We start from the raw sequence: 19,273 nt of genomic DNA on the forward strand, positions 1-19,273 counted from the left end.
CTTACTTCTTCTTCGTGCCCATCAGGTCGTCGAACGCCGTGGGCTGGTCTTCGACCGTCATGCGGGCGAGTGACCATTCTACGACGTTGTCCTCCATCACGACGGCCTCGACTTCGGCCATCCGCTCGGGCTGGCCGTAGAACCAGCGCACCATCTCGGCGGGCTGCTCGAAGCTGTCGGCGTGCTCCTCGATCACCTTGCGGACCTGGTCCGCGCGGGCGGCGAGCTCGTTCCGGCGGACGATGTCGGCCACCAGCAGCCCCAGCGTCACGCGGCGCGTGGCGCGCTCCGTGAAGAGCTCGACCGGCAGCTCGAGCGTCTCCGTGGTCATGCCGCGCTCCTTGAGGTCGGCCATGGCGGCTTGGCGCATGCGCGACACTTCCATGTCGAGCAGCGTGCGCGGCACCTCGAACGTGGCTGATGCGACCAGGCCGTCCATCACCTGCTCCTTCACCCGGGCCTGGACGCGCTTCTTCACTTCGCGGTCGATGTTCTGGCGGATCTCCGTGCGCATGCGGGCGACGTCGCCGTCAGTCACGCCGAGCGTCTTCGCGAACTCCGCATCCACGTCCGGAAGGTTCGGCTCGGCCACGTGGTTCACCTTCACGGTGAACTGCGCGGTCTTGCCCTTCAAATGCTCGACGTAGTCCTCGGGAAAGGCGATCGGGAACATCTTGTCCTGGCCGGCGCTCAAGCCCGCCAGCGCCGCCTCGAAGTCCGGGAGCATGCGGCCTTCGCCCAGCACCACGGTGAAGTTCTTCCCGGAGCCTCCATCGAAGGGCAGGCCGTCGATCGTGCCGTCGAAGTCGATGTTCACGAGGTCGCCGTTGACGGCGCCGCGCGACACGTTCTCGAACTTCGCACGCTGCTTGCGCAGCGTCTCGAGGGTCGCGTCCACGTCCTTGTCCGTCACGTCCGTCAGCGGGCGCGCCACCTTGCGCGAGGCCAGGTCGCCCATCGTGATCTCGGGATAGACCTCGAACACCGCCTGGAATTCGAACGCGGTCGCATCCGTCCCGCCCTCGACGGGCTCGAAGCGCGGCATCCCCGCCACGCGATAGTTCTGGATGCGCACGGCCTCGACGAACTGGCGCTGCACGGTCTCCGACAGCGCTTCCTGCCGCACCTGAAAGCCGTAATGGCGCTCCACCATCCTGATGGGCACCTTGCCGGGGCGGAAGCCCTGCATCTTCACGGTGCGCGCGAGCTTCTTGATGCGTTCGGCGATATCGGCCTCGAGCTGCGCGACCGGTACCGCCACCTTCAGTTGCCGCTCGAGCGGGCTGGGCTTCGTTTCGACTGCCTGCTGCATGTGGATAGTCCTGTGAAATTCCCCCGGAATGGCTTTTCCGCGAGGCAAGGCCGTCAGGGTATCGGCCTATCGAACTTGGTGCGAAAGAAGGGACTCGAACCCCCATGCCTTTCGGCGCCGGAACCTAAATCCGGTGCGTCTACCAATTCCGCCACTTTCGCGGTAAAGCGGGAATTATACCCGAAGAGGACCCCCTCCCCGATCGGCCGCATGACCCGGCGGCCAGCCGATATAATTCCGAAAATTCAAGCGTTTCCCACTGCCTTGCCGGTCGAGCACTACGAAAACTTCCCTGTCGCGTCCTGGCTCCTTCCGCCCGCCCTGCGGCCCCCGGTCGAGGCCATCTACGCCTTTGCGCGAAACGCCGACGATTTTGCCGACGAGGGCGAACGCCCCGACAGCGAGCGCCTGGCGCTCCTCGACGGCTACGCCCGCGGGCTCGACCGCATCGCGCGCCGCGAGCGACCGGACGACCCCGTGTTCTCCCGCCTGCACGACGCGATCGTGGCCCACGACCTGCCGCTCGCCCTCTTCCACGACCTCCTCGACGCTTTCCGCCAGGACGTGGTGAAGAAGCGCTATGCCACGTTCGACGAGCTGATGGACTACTGCCGCCGCTCGGCCGATCCCGTCGGAAGGCTCCTGCTCACGCTCTTTCGCAAGGACGACCCCGCGAACCTGCGCGATTCCGACGCCATCTGCTCGAGCCTGCAGCTCATCAACCACTGGCAGGACATCGCCGTGGACTGGGGCAAGGGGCGCGTCTACCTGCCGCAGGAGGATCTCGCGCATTTCGGCGTGACGGAAGCGGCCATCGCCCGGGGTCGGACCGACGGCGGCTGGCAGGACCTGGTGCGGTTCCAGAGCCAGCGGGCGCGGGCCATGATGCGCGCCGGCTCCCCCCTGGGCACGCGCCTGCCGGGGCGTATGGGCCTGGAGATCCGGGCCATCTGCGCGGGCGGGCTGCGCATCCTCGACCTCATCGACGCGGCGCACGGCGACGTCTTCCGGCACCGCCCGGTGTTGAAGCGCGGCGATTGGGCGCGCATCCTCTGGAAGGCCGCCTTCTGGAGGCCCGTCCCGGTGCGGACGGCCGGCCCATGACCCCCGACGAATACTGCCAGCAGAAGGCCGCGGCCAGCGGCTCGAGCTTCTACTACAGCTTCCTCTTCCTTGCCGCGGAGAAGCGCCGCGCCATCACGGCCTTCTACGCCTTCTGCCGCGAGGTGGACGACGTGGCCGACGAGGCGAGCGACGTGGGCGTCGCGCGCGTGAAGCTCGCCTGGTGGCGCACGGAAGTGGCGAACCTCATGGCCGGCTCGCCCACGCATCCGGTGACGCGCGCGCTGGCCCCCTTCGTGGCCCCCATGGGCCTCGACAGCGCGCGCCTGAACGAGATCATCGACGGCATGGAGATGGATCTCACGCGCCATCGCTACGCCGACTACGAATCGCTGCGCCTGTATTGCCATCGCGTGGCGGGCGTGGTGGGTCAGCTCTCCGCCTCCATCTTCGGCTACCGCCACGCGCGCACGCTCGAGTACGCCGAGACGCTGGGACTCGCCTTCCAGCTCACCAACATCATCCGCGACGTGGGCGAGGATGCCCGGCGCGGGCGCGTGTACCTGCCCGCCGACGAGCTCGCGCGACACGGCCTCTCGGCCGGGGACATCCTCGCCCGCAAGGGCGGGGAAGCGTTCCGGGCGATGATGGGCGAACAGGCCGCGCGCGCCGAGTCGCTCTACGAGGAGGCCTTCGCGAAGCTCGATCCCGAGGACCGCGGCAACCAGCGCGCCGGCCTCATCATGGCCGCCATCTACCGAACGCTCCTGGCCGAGATCCGCCGCGACGGCTTTCCCGTTCTCGAAGGGCGCGTGTCGCTTACGCCGATCCGCAAGCTCTGGATTGCCTGGCGGACATGGATCCGCCGTTGATCGCGCGGCGCGTCGCCGTCATCGGCGCGGGCTACGCGGGGATCGCGGCGGCGGTCGAACTCGCCCGCGGCGGCGCGACGGTCACCCTCATCGATGCCAACCGCACCGCCGGCGGACGCGCGCGCCGCATCGAATACCGCGGAGCCGTGCTGGACAACGGGCAGCACATCCTGCTGGGCGCCTACCGCGACACGCTCGCCCTCATGCGCGCGGTGGGGGTGCCCGGGAACGCGACCAGGCGCGTGCCCCTGGCGCTGCGCTATCCGGGCATCCTCGAACTCGCGGCGCCCAACCTGCCGGCGCCGTTGCACCTGGCCTTCGCGCTCGCCTTCGCGCGCGGCCTCACTTTCACGGAGCGTTCCGCCTCGTTCGCGTTTTCCTTCGCCATCCGTCGCGCGGAGGCGGCGGCGAACGAAGGCGAGACGGTGGCCGCGTTCCTCGCTCGGCTGGCGCAGCCGGCACGGCTGCGGCGGCTGCTGTGGGAACCCCTGTGCGTGGCCGCGCTCAATACACCCGCGGACCGCGCCGATGCGCGCGTGTTCGCTCGCGTGCTGCGCGATGCGCTCACGCGCACGCGGGCCGATTCCGAACTCGTCCTGCCCGCGTTCGACCTGTCTGCCCTCCTGCCCGACCCCGCCATCGCCTGGCTGGGCGAGCGCGGCGCCGAGATCATCCTGGGGCGGCGCGCCCTCGGGCTTTCACGCCATGCCGCGCAATGGCTCGTCGCCCTGCCGGAGGGCGCGCGCACCTTCGACGCCGTGGTGTGCGCGACCGCTCCCGGGGAGGCGGGCGCCCTCCTGCGGACAGTGCCGGAACTCGCGCCGCTCGCGGCGCAGATCTCGGCCATCGCGCACGAGCCCATCACCACCGTCTATCTCCAGTACGAATCGCGCGTGACCTTGCCCTGCCCGATGACGGGCGTCGATGGCGGCCATGCGCAGTGGATCTTCGATCGCGAGGCGCTGGGCGGCCCCCGGGGGCTGGTCGCCGCGGTGATCTCCGCCTCCCGCGCCGAGGCGGCGCTGGACCACGACGTGCTCGCCACCGCCGTGCATCGCGAGATCGAGCGCCTGGGCGGCACGATCGACGCGCCGCAGTGGACCAAGGTGATCACGGAGAAGCGCGCCACCTTCGCCTGCGTGCCGGGTGCATTCAGGCCGCCGGCGCAATCCGGCGCTGCCGGCCTGGTGCTGGCGGGCGACTACACCGAGGGCCCCTATCCCGCGACGCTGGAAGCGGCCGTGCAAAGCGGCACCCGGGCGGCCCGCCTCCTCCTCGGCGCCTGACAACGTGACTGACAACGCGACTGACAACGTGCCTGACACCGCGGCAGGCGACTCGATAAAATGGACCTGAAATGACCGATTCCCGAACCCTTTCCGCCGCCGCTCCGGCGGGCACCGACCTGCTTCGCGACCGCGTCGTGCTCGTCACCGGCGCCGGCCGCGGCCTGGGCCGCGCCGTGGCGCTTGCCTGCGCCGCGCAGGGCGCCACGGTCGCTCTCCTGGGCCGCCAACCCAAGGCGCTCACCGGGACCTACGATGCCATCGTCGCCGCCGGCGGCAGTGAGCCTGCGGCCATCCCGCTCGACCTCGCCACGGCGGGCGATCATGAGTTCGAGATGCTGGCCGGGATGCTGCGCCGCGACCTGGGGCAGCTCGATGCGCTGGTGCATTGCGCGGTGCATTTCACGCCGCTCGCGCCGCTTCGCGATCAGCCGCTGGAGCAATGGATGACCCACCTGCGCGTGAACCTCGCCGCGCCTTTCGCCCTCACGCGCGCCTGCCTGCCGATGCTCGCGCACTCTGCCGATGGCGCCGTCATCTTCACCGCCGAGACCCACGCCTTCCAGCCGGCCGCCTACTGGGGCGCCTTCGCCGTTTCCAAATCGGGGCTGGGGACGCTGGCCGCCATCTGGGCCGACGAATGCGAGCAGGCCGGCAAGCCCCGCTTCCATGTGGTGGTGCCCGGGCCGATCGGCTCGCCGCAGCGCGCGCAGAGCCATCCCGGCGAGAATCGCGCGGCGCTCCCGACCCCCGAGGCGGCCGCGAATGCCTACTTGCGATTGCTGGGGCCGGAGGGAAAGTCCTTCGGCAGCGCGCCCGTTACAATCGTGATCTAAAGCACAGGCAACCGGCGCGGGAATCGGCTAAACTAGGTCTTGCCCGAACTTCGTTCGGTAAGTCCCTTTTTTTAAAGAGATTAATACCAGGGGGGCGGCTCTACAGCCGTTCCAAGGTCGCACGATGCTCGATCAGGCCAACCGGACGTTCATCTGCAGCGTCGTGTTCATCGATCTTGTCGGCTACTCCAAGAAGCCGGTGAGCGAACAGATTCGCCTGAAGTCGAGCCTCACGAACAACCTGTCGGAAGCCATCAAGGACATTCCGGTCAACGACCGGATCATCCTCGACACGGGCGACGGCGCCGCGCTCTCCTTCCTGGGCGACCCCGAGGACGCGCTTTTCACCACGCTTTCGCTTCGCGAGGCCATGGTGCGCGACAACCAGACCGCCACCCAGGTCGAGGCATCCGGCGACGACGCGGTGCGCATGGGCATCAACCTCGGGCCCGTGAAGCTGGTGAAGGACATCAACGGCCACCCCAACATCATCGGCGACGGCATCAACGTCGCGCAGCGCATCATGAGCTTCGCGCGCCCCGGCCAGATCGTCGTGTCGCGCTCGTACTACGACGTGGTGTCCAACCTCGCGAGCGAGTACGCCAAGCTCTTCACCTACGAGGGATCGCGCACCGACAAGCACGTGCGCGAGCACGAGATCTACGTGGTCGGCCACAACGAAGGCGCGATGACCAAGGCTCGCGAGAGCATGCGCGACCGCACCGCCACCACGAGCACCAACGTGAAGCGCACGGCCTCCGCGGCCTCGCCACCCGGGTCGTCCACGGTCACGCTCACCATCCCCGGCTTCGTGCAGGACAAGAAGAAGCTCACGATCGTGGCGAGCGTGCTCGCCGGCGTGGTGGCGTTGCTCGGCTTCCTGGTGGCCACGAAGAAGGGCGAGCCGCCTGCCCCCGTGGCGGTCGTGGCACCCGTCACCGCGCCCGCGGCAGCGCCCGTGCCCGTGCCCGTGGCCGAAGCGCCCAAAGCCGCTCCCGCGACCGGCGTCCCGGCTGCCGGGACCGCACCCGCGCCGGGCGAGCCGGCGAAGTCCGATGCGACAAAGCCCGGCGCAGCCAAGGCCGATGCAACCAAGGCCGCAGGCCCGCAGGTGCACGCGAAGGCGGAACCGGGAAAGCCCGACGCCGCCAAGGGCGCGTCCGCCGTACCGGCCGCACCCACCGTGCCTCCGGCCACCGTCGTGTTCGCGATCCAGCCGTGGGGCGAGATCTACGTGAACGGCAGCTCGCGCGGCGTGAGCCCGCCGATGAAATCGCTCAAGCTCGCGCCCGGCAAGTACAAGATCGAGATCCGAAACACCACCTTTGCGGCCCACGTCGAGAACATCGAAGTGAAGGCGCGCGATGAAATCACCATCCGGCACCGCTTCCAGTAATGCGCCCGATTCCCGCCCTCCGCCTCGCCTGCGCGATTGCCATCGCAGCCGTGATCGCCGCGTGCGCGCCGATGCCCCCGGAAGCACCGAAGCCGGTGTCGCCCCAGATCACCGAGGACACACTTCGCGCGCGTGCCCGCGACGAGCTCGCCACCGGACTCAAGCTCTACGAGACAGGCGACTACGAGGGCGCGCAGAAGAGCCTGCAGTCCTCCCTGGACCATGGCCTGCTCGGCAAGGCCGATCAGGCGCTCGCCCGCAAGCACCTCGCCTTCATCTACTGCGTGACCTCGCGCGAGGCCCTGTGCGCCGCCGAGTTCCGCCGGGCCTTCGAGATCGACTCGAATTTCGCCCTCACGCCCGCCGAGGACGGCCACCCCATCTGGGGCCCCGTGTACCGCACGACGCGCGCGACCCTCATCGCCGAGCGCGAGGCGTCGCAGGGCAAACCCGTCGAGGCGCTGCCGAAGGCCGAGCAGATGCTGGCCGATGGGCTGATGAAGTACGAGGCTGGCGAATTCCCCGAGGCGATCAAGCTCCTGGACGCGTCGATGAAGGAAGGGCTCAGGGACAAGAAGGACCAGGTGCGCGCGCTCAAGTACGGCGCGTTCTGCCAGTGCCTGCTGAACCACTACCCGGTCTGCCGCGCGCAATTCATCAAGATCTTCGACATCGATCCGGATTTCGACCTCACCCCCGCCGAGGCGGGACATCCGTCGTGGACGAGGACCTTTGCCGGCGCGAAGGCGCAGGCGAAGAAGGCGCAGGCTGACAAGGCCGCGAAGAAAGCCCCATGACCCCGGTTCTCGGCCGCTACAAGATCGTTTCCGAGATCGGGCAGGGCGCCATGGGCACGGTGTACAAGGCCGTGGACCCGATCATCGACCGAACGGTCGCGATCAAGACGATCAACCTGAACCTCTCCAAGCAGGAGCTCGAGGAGTACGAGGCGCGCTTCCAGCAGGAGATCAAGGCGGCCGGGCGCCTGAACCACCCGAACATCGTCACCATCTACGACGTGGGCAAGACGGAGCATGTGGCCTACATGGCGATGGAGTTCCTGGAGGGGCAGGAACTCAAGGACATCATCGCCGGGGGCAAGCCCATGCCCACCGAGCAGGTGGTGGACATCATCGCGCAGGTGGCGGACGGGCTGTGGTTCGCGCACCAGCAGGACATCGTGCACCGCGACGTGAAGCCCTCCAACATCATGGTGCTCAAGGGCGGGATCGCGAAGATCACCGACTTCGGCATCGCGCGGCTGCCCAACTCGGCGGTGAAGACCATGACGGGCCTGATCCTGGGCTCGCCCCGGTACATGTCCCCCGAGCAGGTGATCGGCAAGGCGCTCGATACGCGCACCGACATCTTCTCGCTGGGCGTGGTGCTCTACGAGGCGCTCACCGGCCAGGCGCCGTTCGACGGCGACAACGTGAACGCCATCATGTACGCGACGGTGAACACCGCCCCGCCGCCGCCCTCCTCGCACAACCGCCATGTTCCGGCGATGCTCGATCTCATCGTCGCCAAGGCGATGGCCAAGGCGGTTGACGACCGCTACCAGACGGTGAAGGAATTCGCGCAGGACATGCGCGAGGTGCAGCGCCAGCTCGATGCGGCGCGTCCGTCGGTGGCGCTGAAGGCGCGCTCCGCCCCCCCGCCCTCGCGCCCGCCGAGCGAATCGGCCCAGCAGGACTCCGCGACGACCCCGCTTCCCGTGAACGGCAAGCTCGACAAGGACGCGCTTCGCGAGGACGAATCCACGAAGCCGCTGGTGATCGACAAGACATTCGACTCCTTCGATGCGACGCTGCGCCTGGCGTCGATGACCAACCAGACCGAGGAGTTCGAGGAATACATCACGGCCACCCAGAAGATGCGCGCCTACCGCGGCAAGATCGAGCCGGGCAGCCCGCTCGCCCCGATCGTCCCGCCACCGGCCCCGGTCCCGCCGCCTGCCGCCGTCCCGCCCCCGGCCGCCGCTTCCGCGCCCGAAGTGTCGAAGACACGCACCATCCCGCGCTACGTGACCCCTGCGTCTGCCTCGGCGAAGCCCGCGCCCGACTTCCCCGAGAACAGCAACTCGAGCATGCTGGCGGTCGCAGCGATCATCGCCCTCTCGATCGCCGCCATCGGCCTCCTCGTCACCCTCCTCGTCAAATAGCTTGTATCAATGGGGTCAGGTTCGCGAACCTGACCCCATTGTTACAAGCGGCCGGCGAAGTCGACGGCTTCGGAGAGGCGATCGACGGCGATGACCTCGATGCCGTCGATTCTGTGCCGCGGCTTGTTGGCGGACGGGATGATGGCGTGCGTGAAACCGAGCTTGGCCGCCTCGCGAAGACGTTCCTGCCCGCGCTGGACGGGCCGCACCTCCCCGGCGAGCCCAACTTCACCAAAGACCACATGCTTGGCCGGCAGCGCGCGGTTGCGAAGGCTTGAGACGATGGCGAGCGTCACCGCCAGGTCCGCCCCCGGCTCGACGATCCGCACGCCCCCCACCGCGTTCACGAACACGTCCTGGTCGAAGAGCGCGATGCCCGAATGCCGGTGCAGCACCGCCAGCAGCATCGCGAGCCGGTTCTGCTCCAGCCCCACCGTCAGCCGCCGCGGCTGCGCCCCGTGCGACTCGTCCACGAGCGCCTGCAGCTCCACCAGCAGAGGCCGCGTGCCTTCCTGCGTGACCATGACGCAGGAACCCGGCACGTCCGCCTTGTGGTGCGACAGGAACAGCGCGGAAGGGTTCGTCACCTCGCGCAGCCCCTTCTCCGTCATCGCGAAGACGCCCATCTCGTTCACCGCGCCGAAGCGGTTCTTGAACGCGCGGATGAGGCGAAAGCTGGTGTGCGTGTCGCCCTCGAAGTAGAGCACCGTGTCCACCATGTGCTCGAGCACGCGAGGGCCCGCCAGCGCGCCCTCCTTGGTGACATGGCCCACGAAGACGATCGCCGTGCCCGACTGCTTGGCCACGCGCGTCAACTGCGCCGCACATTCGCGAACCTGCGCCACCGATCCCGGCGCGGAGGTGAGCGCCGACGAGTACAGCGTCTGGATCGAGTCGATCACCGCCACGCCCGGCTTCAACTTCGCGATCGTCGCCTGGACCTTCTCCAGCTCGATCTCGGGCAGCAGACGGATCTTGGAAGCGTTCACCTCCAGCCGCCGCGCCCGCAGCGCCACCTGCTGGGCCGATTCCTCCCCGGTCACGTACAGCACCGTCGCCTGCTCCGAGAGCCTGGCCGCGGCCTGCAACAGCAGCGTCGATTTCCCGATGCCCGGGTCGCCGCCGATGAGCACCACGCCGCCCTCGACCATCCCGCCGCCCAGCACGCGGTCGAATTCGCCGATGAGCGTGGGCATGCGTGGAAAGTCTTTCGCGTCGATCTCGCCCAGCGACACCACTTCGCCCGAGCCGCCCAGGCTCGCGAAGCGATTGGCGCCCGCGACCTTTCCCGCCTCCACCGCGGTCTCGACCAGCGTGTTCCAGGCCTCGCAGTGCGGGCACTGTCCCTGCCACTTGGGCGCCTGGCCGCCGCATTCCGTGCAGGTGTAGACCGACCTGGCCTTCGCCATCAGGCCACCTCGAGCACCGGCACGCGCGGCGCCAGCGCGCACATGAGCTCGTAGCCGACGGTGCCGGCCGCATGCGCCACCTCGTCGATGGGCAGGCCCTCGCCCCACAGCACGACATCCGATCCCGCCCGGGCGCCTGGCACCGCCGTGAGATCGACCGTGATCATGTCCATGGACACCCGCCCGGCCGTGGGCACGCGCACGCCTTCCACCAGCACCGGCGTGCCGTTGGGCGCGTGGCGGGGATAACCATCCGCATAGCCACAAGCCACCACGCCGATTCGCATCGCATGCGGCGCGTAGAACGTGGCGCCGTAGCCCACAGGGTCGCCGGGCCCCACGTCCTGCACCGCGATGAGCTGCGAGCGCAGCGTCATGGCCGGCACGAGGCCGAAGCCCTGCGCGCTGCGATCCGTGAAAGGCGACGCCCCGTAGAGCGCGATTCCTTCCCGCACCGTGTCCGCGTGCGTGCGCGGGTGCGTGAGGATGGCCGCGGAGTTTGCCAGGCTCCTGGGCAGATCGATGCCGTGGGTGGACGTCTCGAAGCGGTTCATCGCCTCGTGCACGCCCTCGGGACCGTCGGCGGTGGCGAAGTGGGTCATGAGCGTGATCGACTTCGCCGCCCCCGTGGCCTGCAGGCGCAGCAGCACGTTCTTCGCCTCGCCCGGCGCGAACCCCAGCCGGTTCATGCCGGTGTTGATCTTGAGGTACAGGTCAATGGGCGCGGGAAGCCGGGCCTTTTCCAGGATGCGCAACTGGTCCTCGCAGTGCACCGTCGTTGCGAGGCGCGAGGCAGCGATGGCCGTGAGTTCGGCCGACTCGAAGTAGCCCTCCAGGAGGAGGATCTCGCGCGCGAATCCCGACTCGCGTAGCCGCACGGCGCCATCGAGTTCCAGCGTCGCGAAGCCGTCGACGCCGGGCAGCGCCTTCGCCACCCTCGCGATCCCGTGCCCGTAGCCGTTGGCCTTCACCACCGCCAGCACGCGCGACTTGGGCGCATGCTCGCGCGCAACCGCGTAGTTGCGGCCGAACGCGGCAAGGGAAATGTCGGCGCGGATGGGGCGGGACATGGCGGCCGTCGGTTCCCGGGCGGCGCGGGGCCTAGTAGCCCGTGGGCCCGGCGTAGTTCTCGAAGCGCGTGTGGCGGCCGAGGAAGGTGAGCTTCACGGTGCCGATGGGGCCGTTTCGCTGCTTGCCGATGATGATCTCCGCGATGCCCTTGTCGGGCGAATCCTCGTTGTAGACCTCGTCGCGGTAGATGAAGATGATCAAGTCTGCATCCTGTTCGATCGCGCCCGAATTGTGGGTGACGATGCCGTCTGCGAGCCAGCAGGTGGGGCCGGGAACGGTGAGGTCGTAGACGTCCTCCTCGCCTTCCGGAGTGATGGCGACAATGGTGTCCCAGAAGAGGTCGCTCTCCGCCCAGCGAGTCAGCTTCTCGTCGCCTAGCAGTTGGGCATATTCGCCGATCACCGCGCGCGAAGGCGCGAACTTGAAGTGCGAATTCCCGCCGTAGGACGTTCCGCGCAGCACCGCCATGGCACGTTGGCTCACGCCGTTGGCGACCATGGCCGCCTTCACTTCGGCGAAGGCTTCGATGGGAACGGTGTCGACATTGGTGTTGCCCTCGATGCGTTCGAGGTGCGAGGCCAGCGCCTCGGCCGGTGCGACGCGCGGCCCGAAAGCGCCCACGCGCTCCAGGAATGCGCGCTGCTGCTCGCTTCCCGAGACATCAACCGTGAAGACCGGCCGGTATTGGCCCTGGTGGACGGCGTGCAGCCGCGCCACGATGCCCAGTCGGAGCAGAAGGGCCATCACGTCGCGGGCAAGCCCTTCGCTCGACGTGGAGAAATAAACGCGCGGGTCTCCCTTGGCGCCAGGCTTGCGTAGCGAGATGCAACCGTCCGTGGCCCACAGATGGCGGAGAAGCAGGCCGACTCGCTCATTTGAAAAGCGGAAGACGTCGGCAGGCAAGCGCTTCTCGTGGGAACGCTGGCCATGGATACCGAGACCCTTGAGCCACTTGCCTACACCGGCCGGATGCCAGCGATTGCCGTTGCCGGCGATCACCAGCTGATGCCAGGCGCCGCGCCCTGCGTGGCGGGTGACGGCGCTTCCCAGCGCGCGAGCCGCGTTCGCCACGGCCTCGCTGTTGCCTTCGCTCGCCGTCGTATAGCGAAGCGGTTGGTGGACCAGATAGCTGCCGTCGCCCACGAGATGCCCAAGGAGCGCGACCTCGTCCTCGCTCCATTCGACGCAGGTCCCGGGCTCCGGAATGCGCCGCGCCAGAGCCAGGCGATCGCCGGTCTTCAATTCCCCCAGCTTCGTCCACCCTGCGCCGGAAAGCAGCAGATGCTCGGCCGTCGCGCGGATCGACCGGCCGCTGGCCAGTTGCACCTTGAACACCGGCTTGCGGCCCACGTGCCAGACTGCATCGGAGCGCGCGGCAATCACCTTGCCCGCCTCGTCGACGGCCCAGACTTCCGGCGTCGTTCCCACGAGGTCGCGCACCGGCATGCGGCGGCCGTCGCACAGCGTGACGAGCGTTTCGCCCGTGACGCATTCGCGAAGATCCGACATCACCGGCCGCTTGTTCGGGCGCTGCTCCAGCCCGCGGTTCAGCTGCGAGAGCGCGATGACCGGTACCTGGAGTTCCTTCGCCATCGCCTTGAGCGAGCGCGAGATCTCGCTGATCTCGGTGGCGCGGTTCTCGACGCCGGAACCCGCGGCGCTCATGAGCTGCAGGTAGTCGATCACGATGAGGCCGAGCTGCGCGCCGTACTCGCGCCACATGCGGCGAGCGCGCGAGCGAAGCTCCAGCGGATTCAACGCCGCCGTCTCGTCGATCATGATGGGCGCTTCGTTCAGCTTCCCGAGCGCGCCGCCCAGGCGATCCCAGTCGCCCGTGTCGAGGCGGCCGGTGCGGAGGCGCTGCGCATCCACGCGGCCCACGGAGCCCAGCATGCGCAGGCCCAGCTGCGAGCCGCCCATTTCCATCGAGAAAACGAGAACCGGGAGTTTCAGTTCGAGGCCGACGTGTTCGGCGATGTTGAGAGCCATCGAGGTCTTGCCCATGCTGGGCCGTCCAGCCACGATGATCAGTTCCCCCGGATGCAGCCCCGAGGTGATCTCGTCGAGATCCACGAACCCGGTCGCCAGGCCCGTGACAGACGCCGGATTCTTGTAGAGCTCGTCGATGCGCTCCATCACCGCGCCCAGGAGCGCCGACATCTTCTTCAGGCCCTGCTGCGTGCGCCCGCCCGATTCGCCGATCTCCAGGATGCGCGTCTCGGCTTCGTCGAGGAGCTGCTTCGCCTCTCGCCCCTGGGGCGAGAAGGCGCTCTCGGCGATGGCCGTGCCCACCTCGGCGAGCTTCCTCATGATGGCGCGCTCGCGGACGATTTCCGCATAGCGGCGGATGTTGGCGGCCGAGGGGGTGGCGCTGGTCAGGGCCTGGAGGTAGAGCAGCCCGCCCACGCCTTCGAGCTCGCCGTTGATCTTGAGGGATTCGGCGACGGTGAGGACATCGGCCGGCTTGTTGTCCTCGATCAGGCGGACGATCGCGCGCCAGAGGATGCGGTGGTCGGCACGGTAGAAGTCGCCCTCGCCCAGCGCGTCGCCGATGCGGTCCCACGACTGGTTCGACAGGAGCAGCCCGCCGAGCACGCTTTGCTCCGCCTCCACCGAGTGGGGAGGCAGTTTCAGCGACTCCACCTGCATGTCGCCGCTGGAGCGACCGGAGGGCGGAAAGCGGTCCTGCGTGGGTAGGGAAGCCATGGGCGATTGTGTCACTTTAATCAGCCCGCACTCAACGCACAACCCTGTGCAAAAGGTGTGGGTAACTCTGGCGTTGTAACAATGGGGTCAGGTTCGCGAACCTGACCCCATTGTTACAAAATGAACGGGCCGCCCGAAGGCGGCCCGATTCGACCAGGGGGCCGAAGCCCCCGGAGGGATTACTGCTCGCCCAGCACCTGGACGTTGAATTGCGCGACAACATCCGAGTGAAACTGCGCGCTCAGGGGGAATTCGCCCACATGCTTGAGCGCCCCCTGGGGCATGCGGATCTCGCCCTTGACCACGGGCATCCCCTGGGCGACGAGCGCCTCGGCGATATCGGAGTTGTTGACGGAACCGAACAGCCGGCCGTCCACCCCCGCCTTGCGCGTGATCTGGACCAGCTGGCCCTCGAGCTTCGCGGCGCGGTCCTGGGCGGCGGTCAGCAGGTCGGCCGCTTTCTTCTCCAGCTCGGAACGGCGTCCCTCGAACTCCTTGAGGTTCGCCTCGGTGGCGCGCTTGGCCTTGCCGTGCGGGATAAGGAAGTTGCGGGCGTACCCGTCCTTCACCTTCACCACGTCGCCCAAAGCGCCGAGGTTGACCACCTTCTCCATCAGGATGATTTGCATGGCGGCCCCCTCAGTGCAGATCGGTGTAGTGCAAGAGCGCCAGGAACCGCGCGCGCTTGATCGCCACACCGAGCTGGCGCTGGTAACGGGCCTTCGTCCCGGTGATGCGCGCCGGGATGATCTTGCCGTTCTCGTTGATGAAGTCCTTCAGGATCGCGATGTCCTTGTAGTCGACTTCCTTGATCTTCTCGGCAGTGAAGCGGCAGAACTTGCGGCGGCGGAACAGTCCACCACCACGCTGGGGGCGCTTGCCGTCCTTCTTGTCTTTTCCGCGTCCGCGGGGTCCGGGTCTGGGCATGGGATAACCTCGTCTAGATCGATCTGAATTCGTTGATGATGAGTACCGGAATGTCGCTGGAATGGCTGCGCTTGGTGAGGAAACCCTTCACGGCGACCTTCTGCCCCTTGGCGAGCGCCCCGACCTGCGGAGCCAGTTCGCCGAACACGGAAGCATCGATCGTCAGTTCAGCCGCCCTCGTGGCACCGGCTTCGTCCTGGTCGGACAGGTGCTTGAGCCGCAAGGCCACGCTTTCGATCCCGGCCGGCGTCCGCCTGAGCGGACCCACATCCAGGATTTCGGCGTCGAGAAGGAACTGGTTTCGCTTCACCCCGCAGTTGCCCTAGGCCGGTGCCTGTTCGGGCGCAGGCGCAGCGGGTGCGGCCGGTGCCTGTGCCAGTTCGGGGGCCTTGGCGGGCTCTTCCTTGCGCTCTTCCTTCTTGTCGGAGTCGGTCACGTTGCGGCTCTTCTCTTCCTTCATCATCGGAGAAGGACCGGAGACGGCTTCGCGCATCGCGACAGTCAGGTGGCGGAGCACGGCGTCGTTGAACTTGAACGCGTGCTCCAGCTCGGCGAGGGTCTCGTTGCCCACTTCGATATTCATCAGCACGTAGTGCGCCTTGAATATCTTCTGGATCGGGTAAGCCAGCTGGCGCCGGCCCCAATCCTCGATGCGGTGCACCTTGCCGTTGCCGGCGGTAATCGTGGCGCGGTAACGCTCGATCATCGCGGGCACCTGCTCGCTCTGATCGGGATGCACGATGAAAACAATCTCGTAATGGCGCATGGATTCTCCTTATGGGTTAAGCCCCCCGGCATGCGCATGCGGTGGGGCAAGGGGTCGGTAGTCGCTCCCCTCAGCCGTGTTTCCGCTTCAGGGAGCCCAAGATTATAGGCGAAAAACCCAAGAAAAACAAAGGCAACCGTTCCACTGTCACAATGGGGTCAGGTTCGCGAACCTGACCCCATTGTTACAAGGTCACTTGCCGTCGCGGCGACGCTCGTAGAGGTGCTGGTAGGGGAGCCGGGGGGGCGGCTCGGGGGGATCGTCGGGCAGGCTGCGCCACCAGAGGGCCAGGCCGGCGCCCAGGAGGCACCAGGCCGCGATCTCCCAGTCGTCGATGAAGTGCCACACGAAGACGGTCGCCAGCACCCACAGCCGGAACGCCAGCGAGACCTGCCCCTTCTTGACATTCATGGATCACTCCAAAAATTTCTCCCCACTTCCCGAGGGAGAAGGGAGAGTTCCGTTCGCTATCCCGGATGGCGACGGGAGCTCTATTTCGATACCTTGTAGTACTCGCAGTACCACTCCACGAACCGCCGAACCCCCTCCTCCACCGGCGTCGAGGGCTTGAATCCCACCGCCGCGGAAAGGAGCGAAGTATCCGCCTCCGTCGCCGTCACATCCCCCGCCTGCATCGGCAGCAGGTCGATCCGGGCCTTGCGCCCCAGCGTCTTCTCGATCGCCTGGATGTAGTTCATCAGCTCCACCCGCTGGTTGTTGCCGATGTTGAAGATCCGCCACGGCGCCTGGCTGGTGGCCGCCGATGGCGCGTTGCTGTCCCACGACGGATCCGAGGCCGCCGGATTGTCGATCACCCGCACCACGCCCTCGACGATATCGTCGATGTAGGTGAAGTCGCGCACCATCCTCCCCTCGTTGAAGACGGGGATCGGCTCCCCCGCCAGGATCCCCTTCGTGAAGAGGAAAAGCGCCATGTCGGGCCGCCCCCACGGGCCGTAGACGGTGAAGAACCTGAGCCCCGTCGCCCGCACCCCGAAGAGATGCGCGTACGAATGCGCCATGAGCTCGTTGGCCCGCTTGGTGGCCGCGTAGAGCGAAACCGGGTGATCCACCGAATCCTTCTCGCTGAACGGCAGCCGTGTATTGCCCCCGTACACCGAACTCGACGATGCGAACACGAGGTGCCCGCCATGGTGGCGCACGCCCTCGAGGATGTTGAGGAACCCCGTGACGTTCGCATCGATGTAGGCATGCGGATTCACCAGCGAGTACCGCACACCCGCCTGCGCCGCGAGGTTCACCACGCAGTCGAAACGCTCGTTCGCGAAGAGCACGGCCATGCCCTCGCGGTCGGCGATGTCCTGCAGCCGGAAACTGAACCCTGCCTGCGCCTGGAGCCGTGCCAGCCGCGCCTCCTTCAGCGAGACATCGTAGTAGTCATTGAGGTTGTCGACGCCGGTGACGTGGTCACCGCGGGCGAGGAGCCGGTTCGACAGCGTGGAGCCGATGAACCCGGCCGCGCCGGTAACGAGAATTCGCATGGCGCGATTCTACCCGTTGACCGGTTCCGCCGAGCCGGTCAACGAAACCGGTCTACGCGGCCGGCCACCCTTCTTTCCGTTCTCCCGCGCCGCCGCAGCCTTTGCCTCGGATGTGACGCGACCAGCGCTGCGCGCCAACGACATCATCCATGTGCGGGTACCGAAGCACCCCGCAACGAGGTCGGGAACGGAGAGACCCACATCGTAACAATGTAACAATGGGGTCAGGTTCGCGAACCTGACCCCATTGTTACAGCTTCCGATCACGGTCGAGTTGGGCTGCCGATCGCGATAGCCCCTTTTCGATTGCCGTGAACAAGTCCTCCGGGAAGCCCAAAGGGAGATTCGAGCCCACCTTCGCGAGGACAGCCGGCGTACGGCCGACAATGTCGTCGATCACCCACTCCATGTCCACGCCAAGGCCGCACGAGCGTGCCGTCTCGTTGAAGTGCCGGCGATGGATCTCGGCCAGGTGATAGTGGACGTTCTTGCCACGCACGGCCATCGCCAGCTTGAGCTTGCGGTAGTCCAACTGGTTCGCCCCTTCTCCCGTCACCGGCCATGCGGAGAGCACGTCGTAGAGAGGCGTCATTCGATAGCGTGCCTGCGGAAGCAAGTGCAGGCTGAAGTTCTTGGCGTGCCCGTCCGTGGCCGCGAGCATCCAGAAGAGCAACTGGGCACGCATGAGGGTCGCGAGGTCCTCGTCGCGGTCAAGCGAGCTATGCAGGATCCGCGATATGGCTGAGAGTCCGGGCCCGCCATCGGCTTCGTACTTTGCGCTCCCTGGTGTTCCGGTTGCCTGGCACAAGTCCTCCTGCGGAAGGCGCAGCCAGTACTCGCCGGACCTGGCGAGCTTTCGGTCAAAGCGCTCGACGACAAGGACCTTCTGGTTGCCGAAATGCCTGATTTCACAAGGCGCGATCGCAACACCATAAGCGTGAAGGATCCGGGCGCAAAGCCACTCGTTTTCGACGGAGGTGCGCATGTCAGCCTGCCGGTGTCCAACGAGGCCCAAGGGAAGCTTGAAGATGTGGGTGGTGGGCGTGGCTCCTTTTGGAAGGCACCAAGTCCCCCGGTGCCAGGTAAGGGCGGTCTTCTCCTGGGCGCCGGCGATCGAAATGCGCAAGTCATCATCGTCGCCCCTTGCACCGACCGGCGAGGTGACCGCGCGCTCGAGCAGGCGCTCGATTCGGGCTTCGTCGAGCGGCTCTACCTGGATATCGCGAACGGGTCCGGGCTCCTCTCCCTCCGCCAGCAGCTGCACGGCGCCCACGCAGTCTCGTCCGATCTGCGCCAACAGGTCGAATGCATTCCGGCTCGGTGTACCGAAGCGCGATTGCAGGCGCCGACGAATCTCTTCGCTGTCCGGGAGCAGGTTGTCGAAGTAGAACTCGACGATCCTCCCACGCAGCGGTTGGTTGTCCGGCGTGAAGGGCAGGGAAAGCGAAAGGGGGCGGCCCTCGCTGGCGGCAATCCAACCGGGGTCGTACTGGAATTCGGAATCCCCGCGCGCCGGAATTCGCCACCGGCCCGTGAGCTGTCCATTGATCCACGCATTGAGCACGCGCTCGCGCGAGCGGCGACCCATGCTCACCACTCCGTGTGCGCGGCCGAGGTTGGCCTGTTCTGCAGCACGAGTTCGAGCCCCAGGATGCCCGCCAGCGAGATCAGCCGCTCGAGGGTGATTCGCGAGGGGTCGGACTCCAGCTCCGACAGGCGGGCCTGGCTGATGCCCAGGCGCGAGGCTACATCACGCTGCGAGAGCTTGAGCGTCTTGCGTCGCGCGGCGATGGCCAGCGCAGCTTGGGTTGGGGTCGAAATTGGCGAGCTCATGATCTTTATCGGCGTTATCGATAAAACAACAATATCGACCTAATCGATAAATGTCAATTATCGGCAATATCGATTATTTTAATCGCAGATCTCGGCCAGGGCTCGCTCAGCCAGAAGGCAATCGGGCCGGC

Annotated in this window: 19 protein-coding genes and 1 tRNA gene; 7 read left to right on the top strand and 13 right to left on the bottom strand. The window is 67.1% G+C overall.

Annotated elements, in window-relative coordinates; translation table 11 throughout:
- Nucleotide 1: 1 nt before the first annotated feature.
- Both IPP91_04640 and IPP91_04645 read right to left on the bottom strand, forming a co-directional pair.
- A complete protein-coding gene (locus IPP91_04640; GenBank protein MBL0141352.1) occupies nt 2–1,312 on the bottom strand; it encodes a trigger factor in 1,311 nt (436 codons plus the stop codon).
- Between the two features lie 76 nt (nt 1,313–1,388).
- Nucleotides 1,389–1,473 (bottom strand) — tRNA-Leu (locus IPP91_04645).
- A 103-nt stretch (nt 1,474–1,576) separates the two neighbouring features.
- Between IPP91_04645 and hpnC the strand changes: the two genes are divergently transcribed.
- From hpnC to IPP91_04680, 7 genes are all read left to right on the top strand, one after another.
- A complete protein-coding gene (gene hpnC / locus IPP91_04650; protein ID MBL0141353.1) occupies nt 1,577–2,416 on the top strand; it encodes a squalene synthase HpnC in 840 nt (279 codons plus the stop codon).
- Entirely contained in the window at nt 2,413–3,246 is an 834-nt protein-coding gene (gene hpnD, locus IPP91_04655) for a presqualene diphosphate synthase HpnD (protein MBL0141354.1), read from the top strand. Before hpnC ends, hpnD begins: the two co-directional genes overlap by 4 nt.
- Nucleotides 3,231–4,532 (top strand): FAD-dependent oxidoreductase, encoded by a 1,302-nt coding sequence (locus tag IPP91_04660; protein MBL0141355.1) that lies wholly within the window; start codon nt 3,231–3,233, stop codon nt 4,530–4,532. Before hpnD ends, IPP91_04660 begins: the two co-directional genes overlap by 16 nt.
- Nucleotides 4,533–4,603: 71 nt before the next feature.
- A complete protein-coding gene (locus IPP91_04665; GenBank protein ID MBL0141356.1) occupies nt 4,604–5,368 on the top strand; it encodes an SDR family NAD(P)-dependent oxidoreductase in 765 nt (254 codons plus the stop codon).
- Nucleotides 5,369–5,492: 124 nt separating this feature from the next.
- On the top strand, nt 5,493–6,764 hold the full coding sequence (locus IPP91_04670; GenBank protein MBL0141357.1) for a hypothetical protein: 1,272 nt from the start codon (nt 5,493–5,495) through the stop codon (nt 6,762–6,764).
- Nucleotides 6,764–7,561, top strand: coding sequence for a TssQ family T6SS-associated lipoprotein (locus IPP91_04675; protein MBL0141358.1), 798 nt, complete (start codon nt 6,764–6,766; stop codon nt 7,559–7,561). Before IPP91_04670 ends, IPP91_04675 begins: the two co-directional genes overlap by 1 nt.
- Nucleotides 7,558–8,928, top strand: a complete 1,371-nt coding sequence (locus IPP91_04680) for a serine/threonine protein kinase (protein ID MBL0141359.1) — start codon at nt 7,558–7,560, stop codon at nt 8,926–8,928. Before IPP91_04675 ends, IPP91_04680 begins: the two co-directional genes overlap by 4 nt.
- Nucleotides 8,929–8,969: 41 nt before the next feature.
- Here IPP91_04680 and radA read toward each other — a convergent pair whose 3' ends face one another.
- From radA to IPP91_04735, 11 genes are all read right to left on the bottom strand, one after another.
- Entirely contained in the window at nt 8,970–10,337 is a 1,368-nt protein-coding gene (radA, locus tag IPP91_04685) for a DNA repair protein RadA (GenBank protein MBL0141360.1), read from the bottom strand.
- On the bottom strand, nt 10,337–11,407 hold the full coding sequence (gene alr, locus IPP91_04690) for an alanine racemase (GenBank protein ID MBL0141361.1): 1,071 nt from the start codon (nt 11,405–11,407) through the stop codon (nt 10,337–10,339). Before alr ends, radA begins: the two co-directional genes overlap by 1 nt.
- 31 nt (nt 11,408–11,438) lie before the next feature.
- Entirely contained in the window at nt 11,439–14,057 is a 2,619-nt protein-coding gene (locus tag IPP91_04695) for a replicative DNA helicase (protein ID MBL0141362.1), read from the bottom strand.
- A 236-nt stretch (nt 14,058–14,293) separates the two neighbouring features.
- Nucleotides 14,294–14,743, bottom strand: coding sequence for a 50S ribosomal protein L9 (locus IPP91_04700; GenBank protein MBL0141363.1), 450 nt, complete (start codon nt 14,741–14,743; stop codon nt 14,294–14,296).
- Nucleotides 14,744–14,753: 10 nt separating this feature from the next.
- Nucleotides 14,754–15,041, bottom strand: coding sequence for a 30S ribosomal protein S18 (locus IPP91_04705; protein MBL0141364.1), 288 nt, complete (start codon nt 15,039–15,041; stop codon nt 14,754–14,756).
- Nucleotides 15,042–15,054: 13 nt separating this feature from the next.
- Entirely contained in the window at nt 15,055–15,351 is a 297-nt protein-coding gene (priB, locus tag IPP91_04710) for a primosomal replication protein N (GenBank protein ID MBL0141365.1), read from the bottom strand.
- A 12-nt stretch (nt 15,352–15,363) separates the two neighbouring features.
- Complete coding sequence (gene rpsF, locus IPP91_04715; protein ID MBL0141366.1) at nt 15,364–15,807, bottom strand: 30S ribosomal protein S6; 444 nt, start codon at nt 15,805–15,807, stop codon at nt 15,364–15,366.
- 192 nt (nt 15,808–15,999) lie between these two features.
- A complete protein-coding gene (locus IPP91_04720; protein ID MBL0141367.1) occupies nt 16,000–16,218 on the bottom strand; it encodes a hypothetical protein in 219 nt (72 codons plus the stop codon).
- An 80-nt stretch (nt 16,219–16,298) separates the two neighbouring features.
- Nucleotides 16,299–17,309: an NAD-dependent epimerase gene (locus tag IPP91_04725; GenBank protein MBL0141368.1), complete on the bottom strand. Its 1,011-nt coding sequence runs from the start codon at nt 17,307–17,309 to the stop codon at nt 16,299–16,301.
- Nucleotides 17,310–17,559: 250 nt separating this feature from the next.
- Complete coding sequence (locus IPP91_04730; GenBank protein ID MBL0141369.1) at nt 17,560–18,897, bottom strand: type II toxin-antitoxin system HipA family toxin; 1,338 nt, start codon at nt 18,895–18,897, stop codon at nt 17,560–17,562.
- Nucleotides 18,898–18,899: 2 nt separating this feature from the next.
- A complete protein-coding gene (locus IPP91_04735; protein ID MBL0141370.1) occupies nt 18,900–19,142 on the bottom strand; it encodes a helix-turn-helix transcriptional regulator in 243 nt (80 codons plus the stop codon).
- Between the last annotated feature and the right edge of the window lie 131 nt (nt 19,143–19,273).

This window comes from Betaproteobacteria bacterium (assembly GCA_016720855.1).
In the GTDB taxonomy this organism is placed as follows: Bacteria; Pseudomonadota; Gammaproteobacteria; order Burkholderiales; family Usitatibacteraceae; genus FEB-7.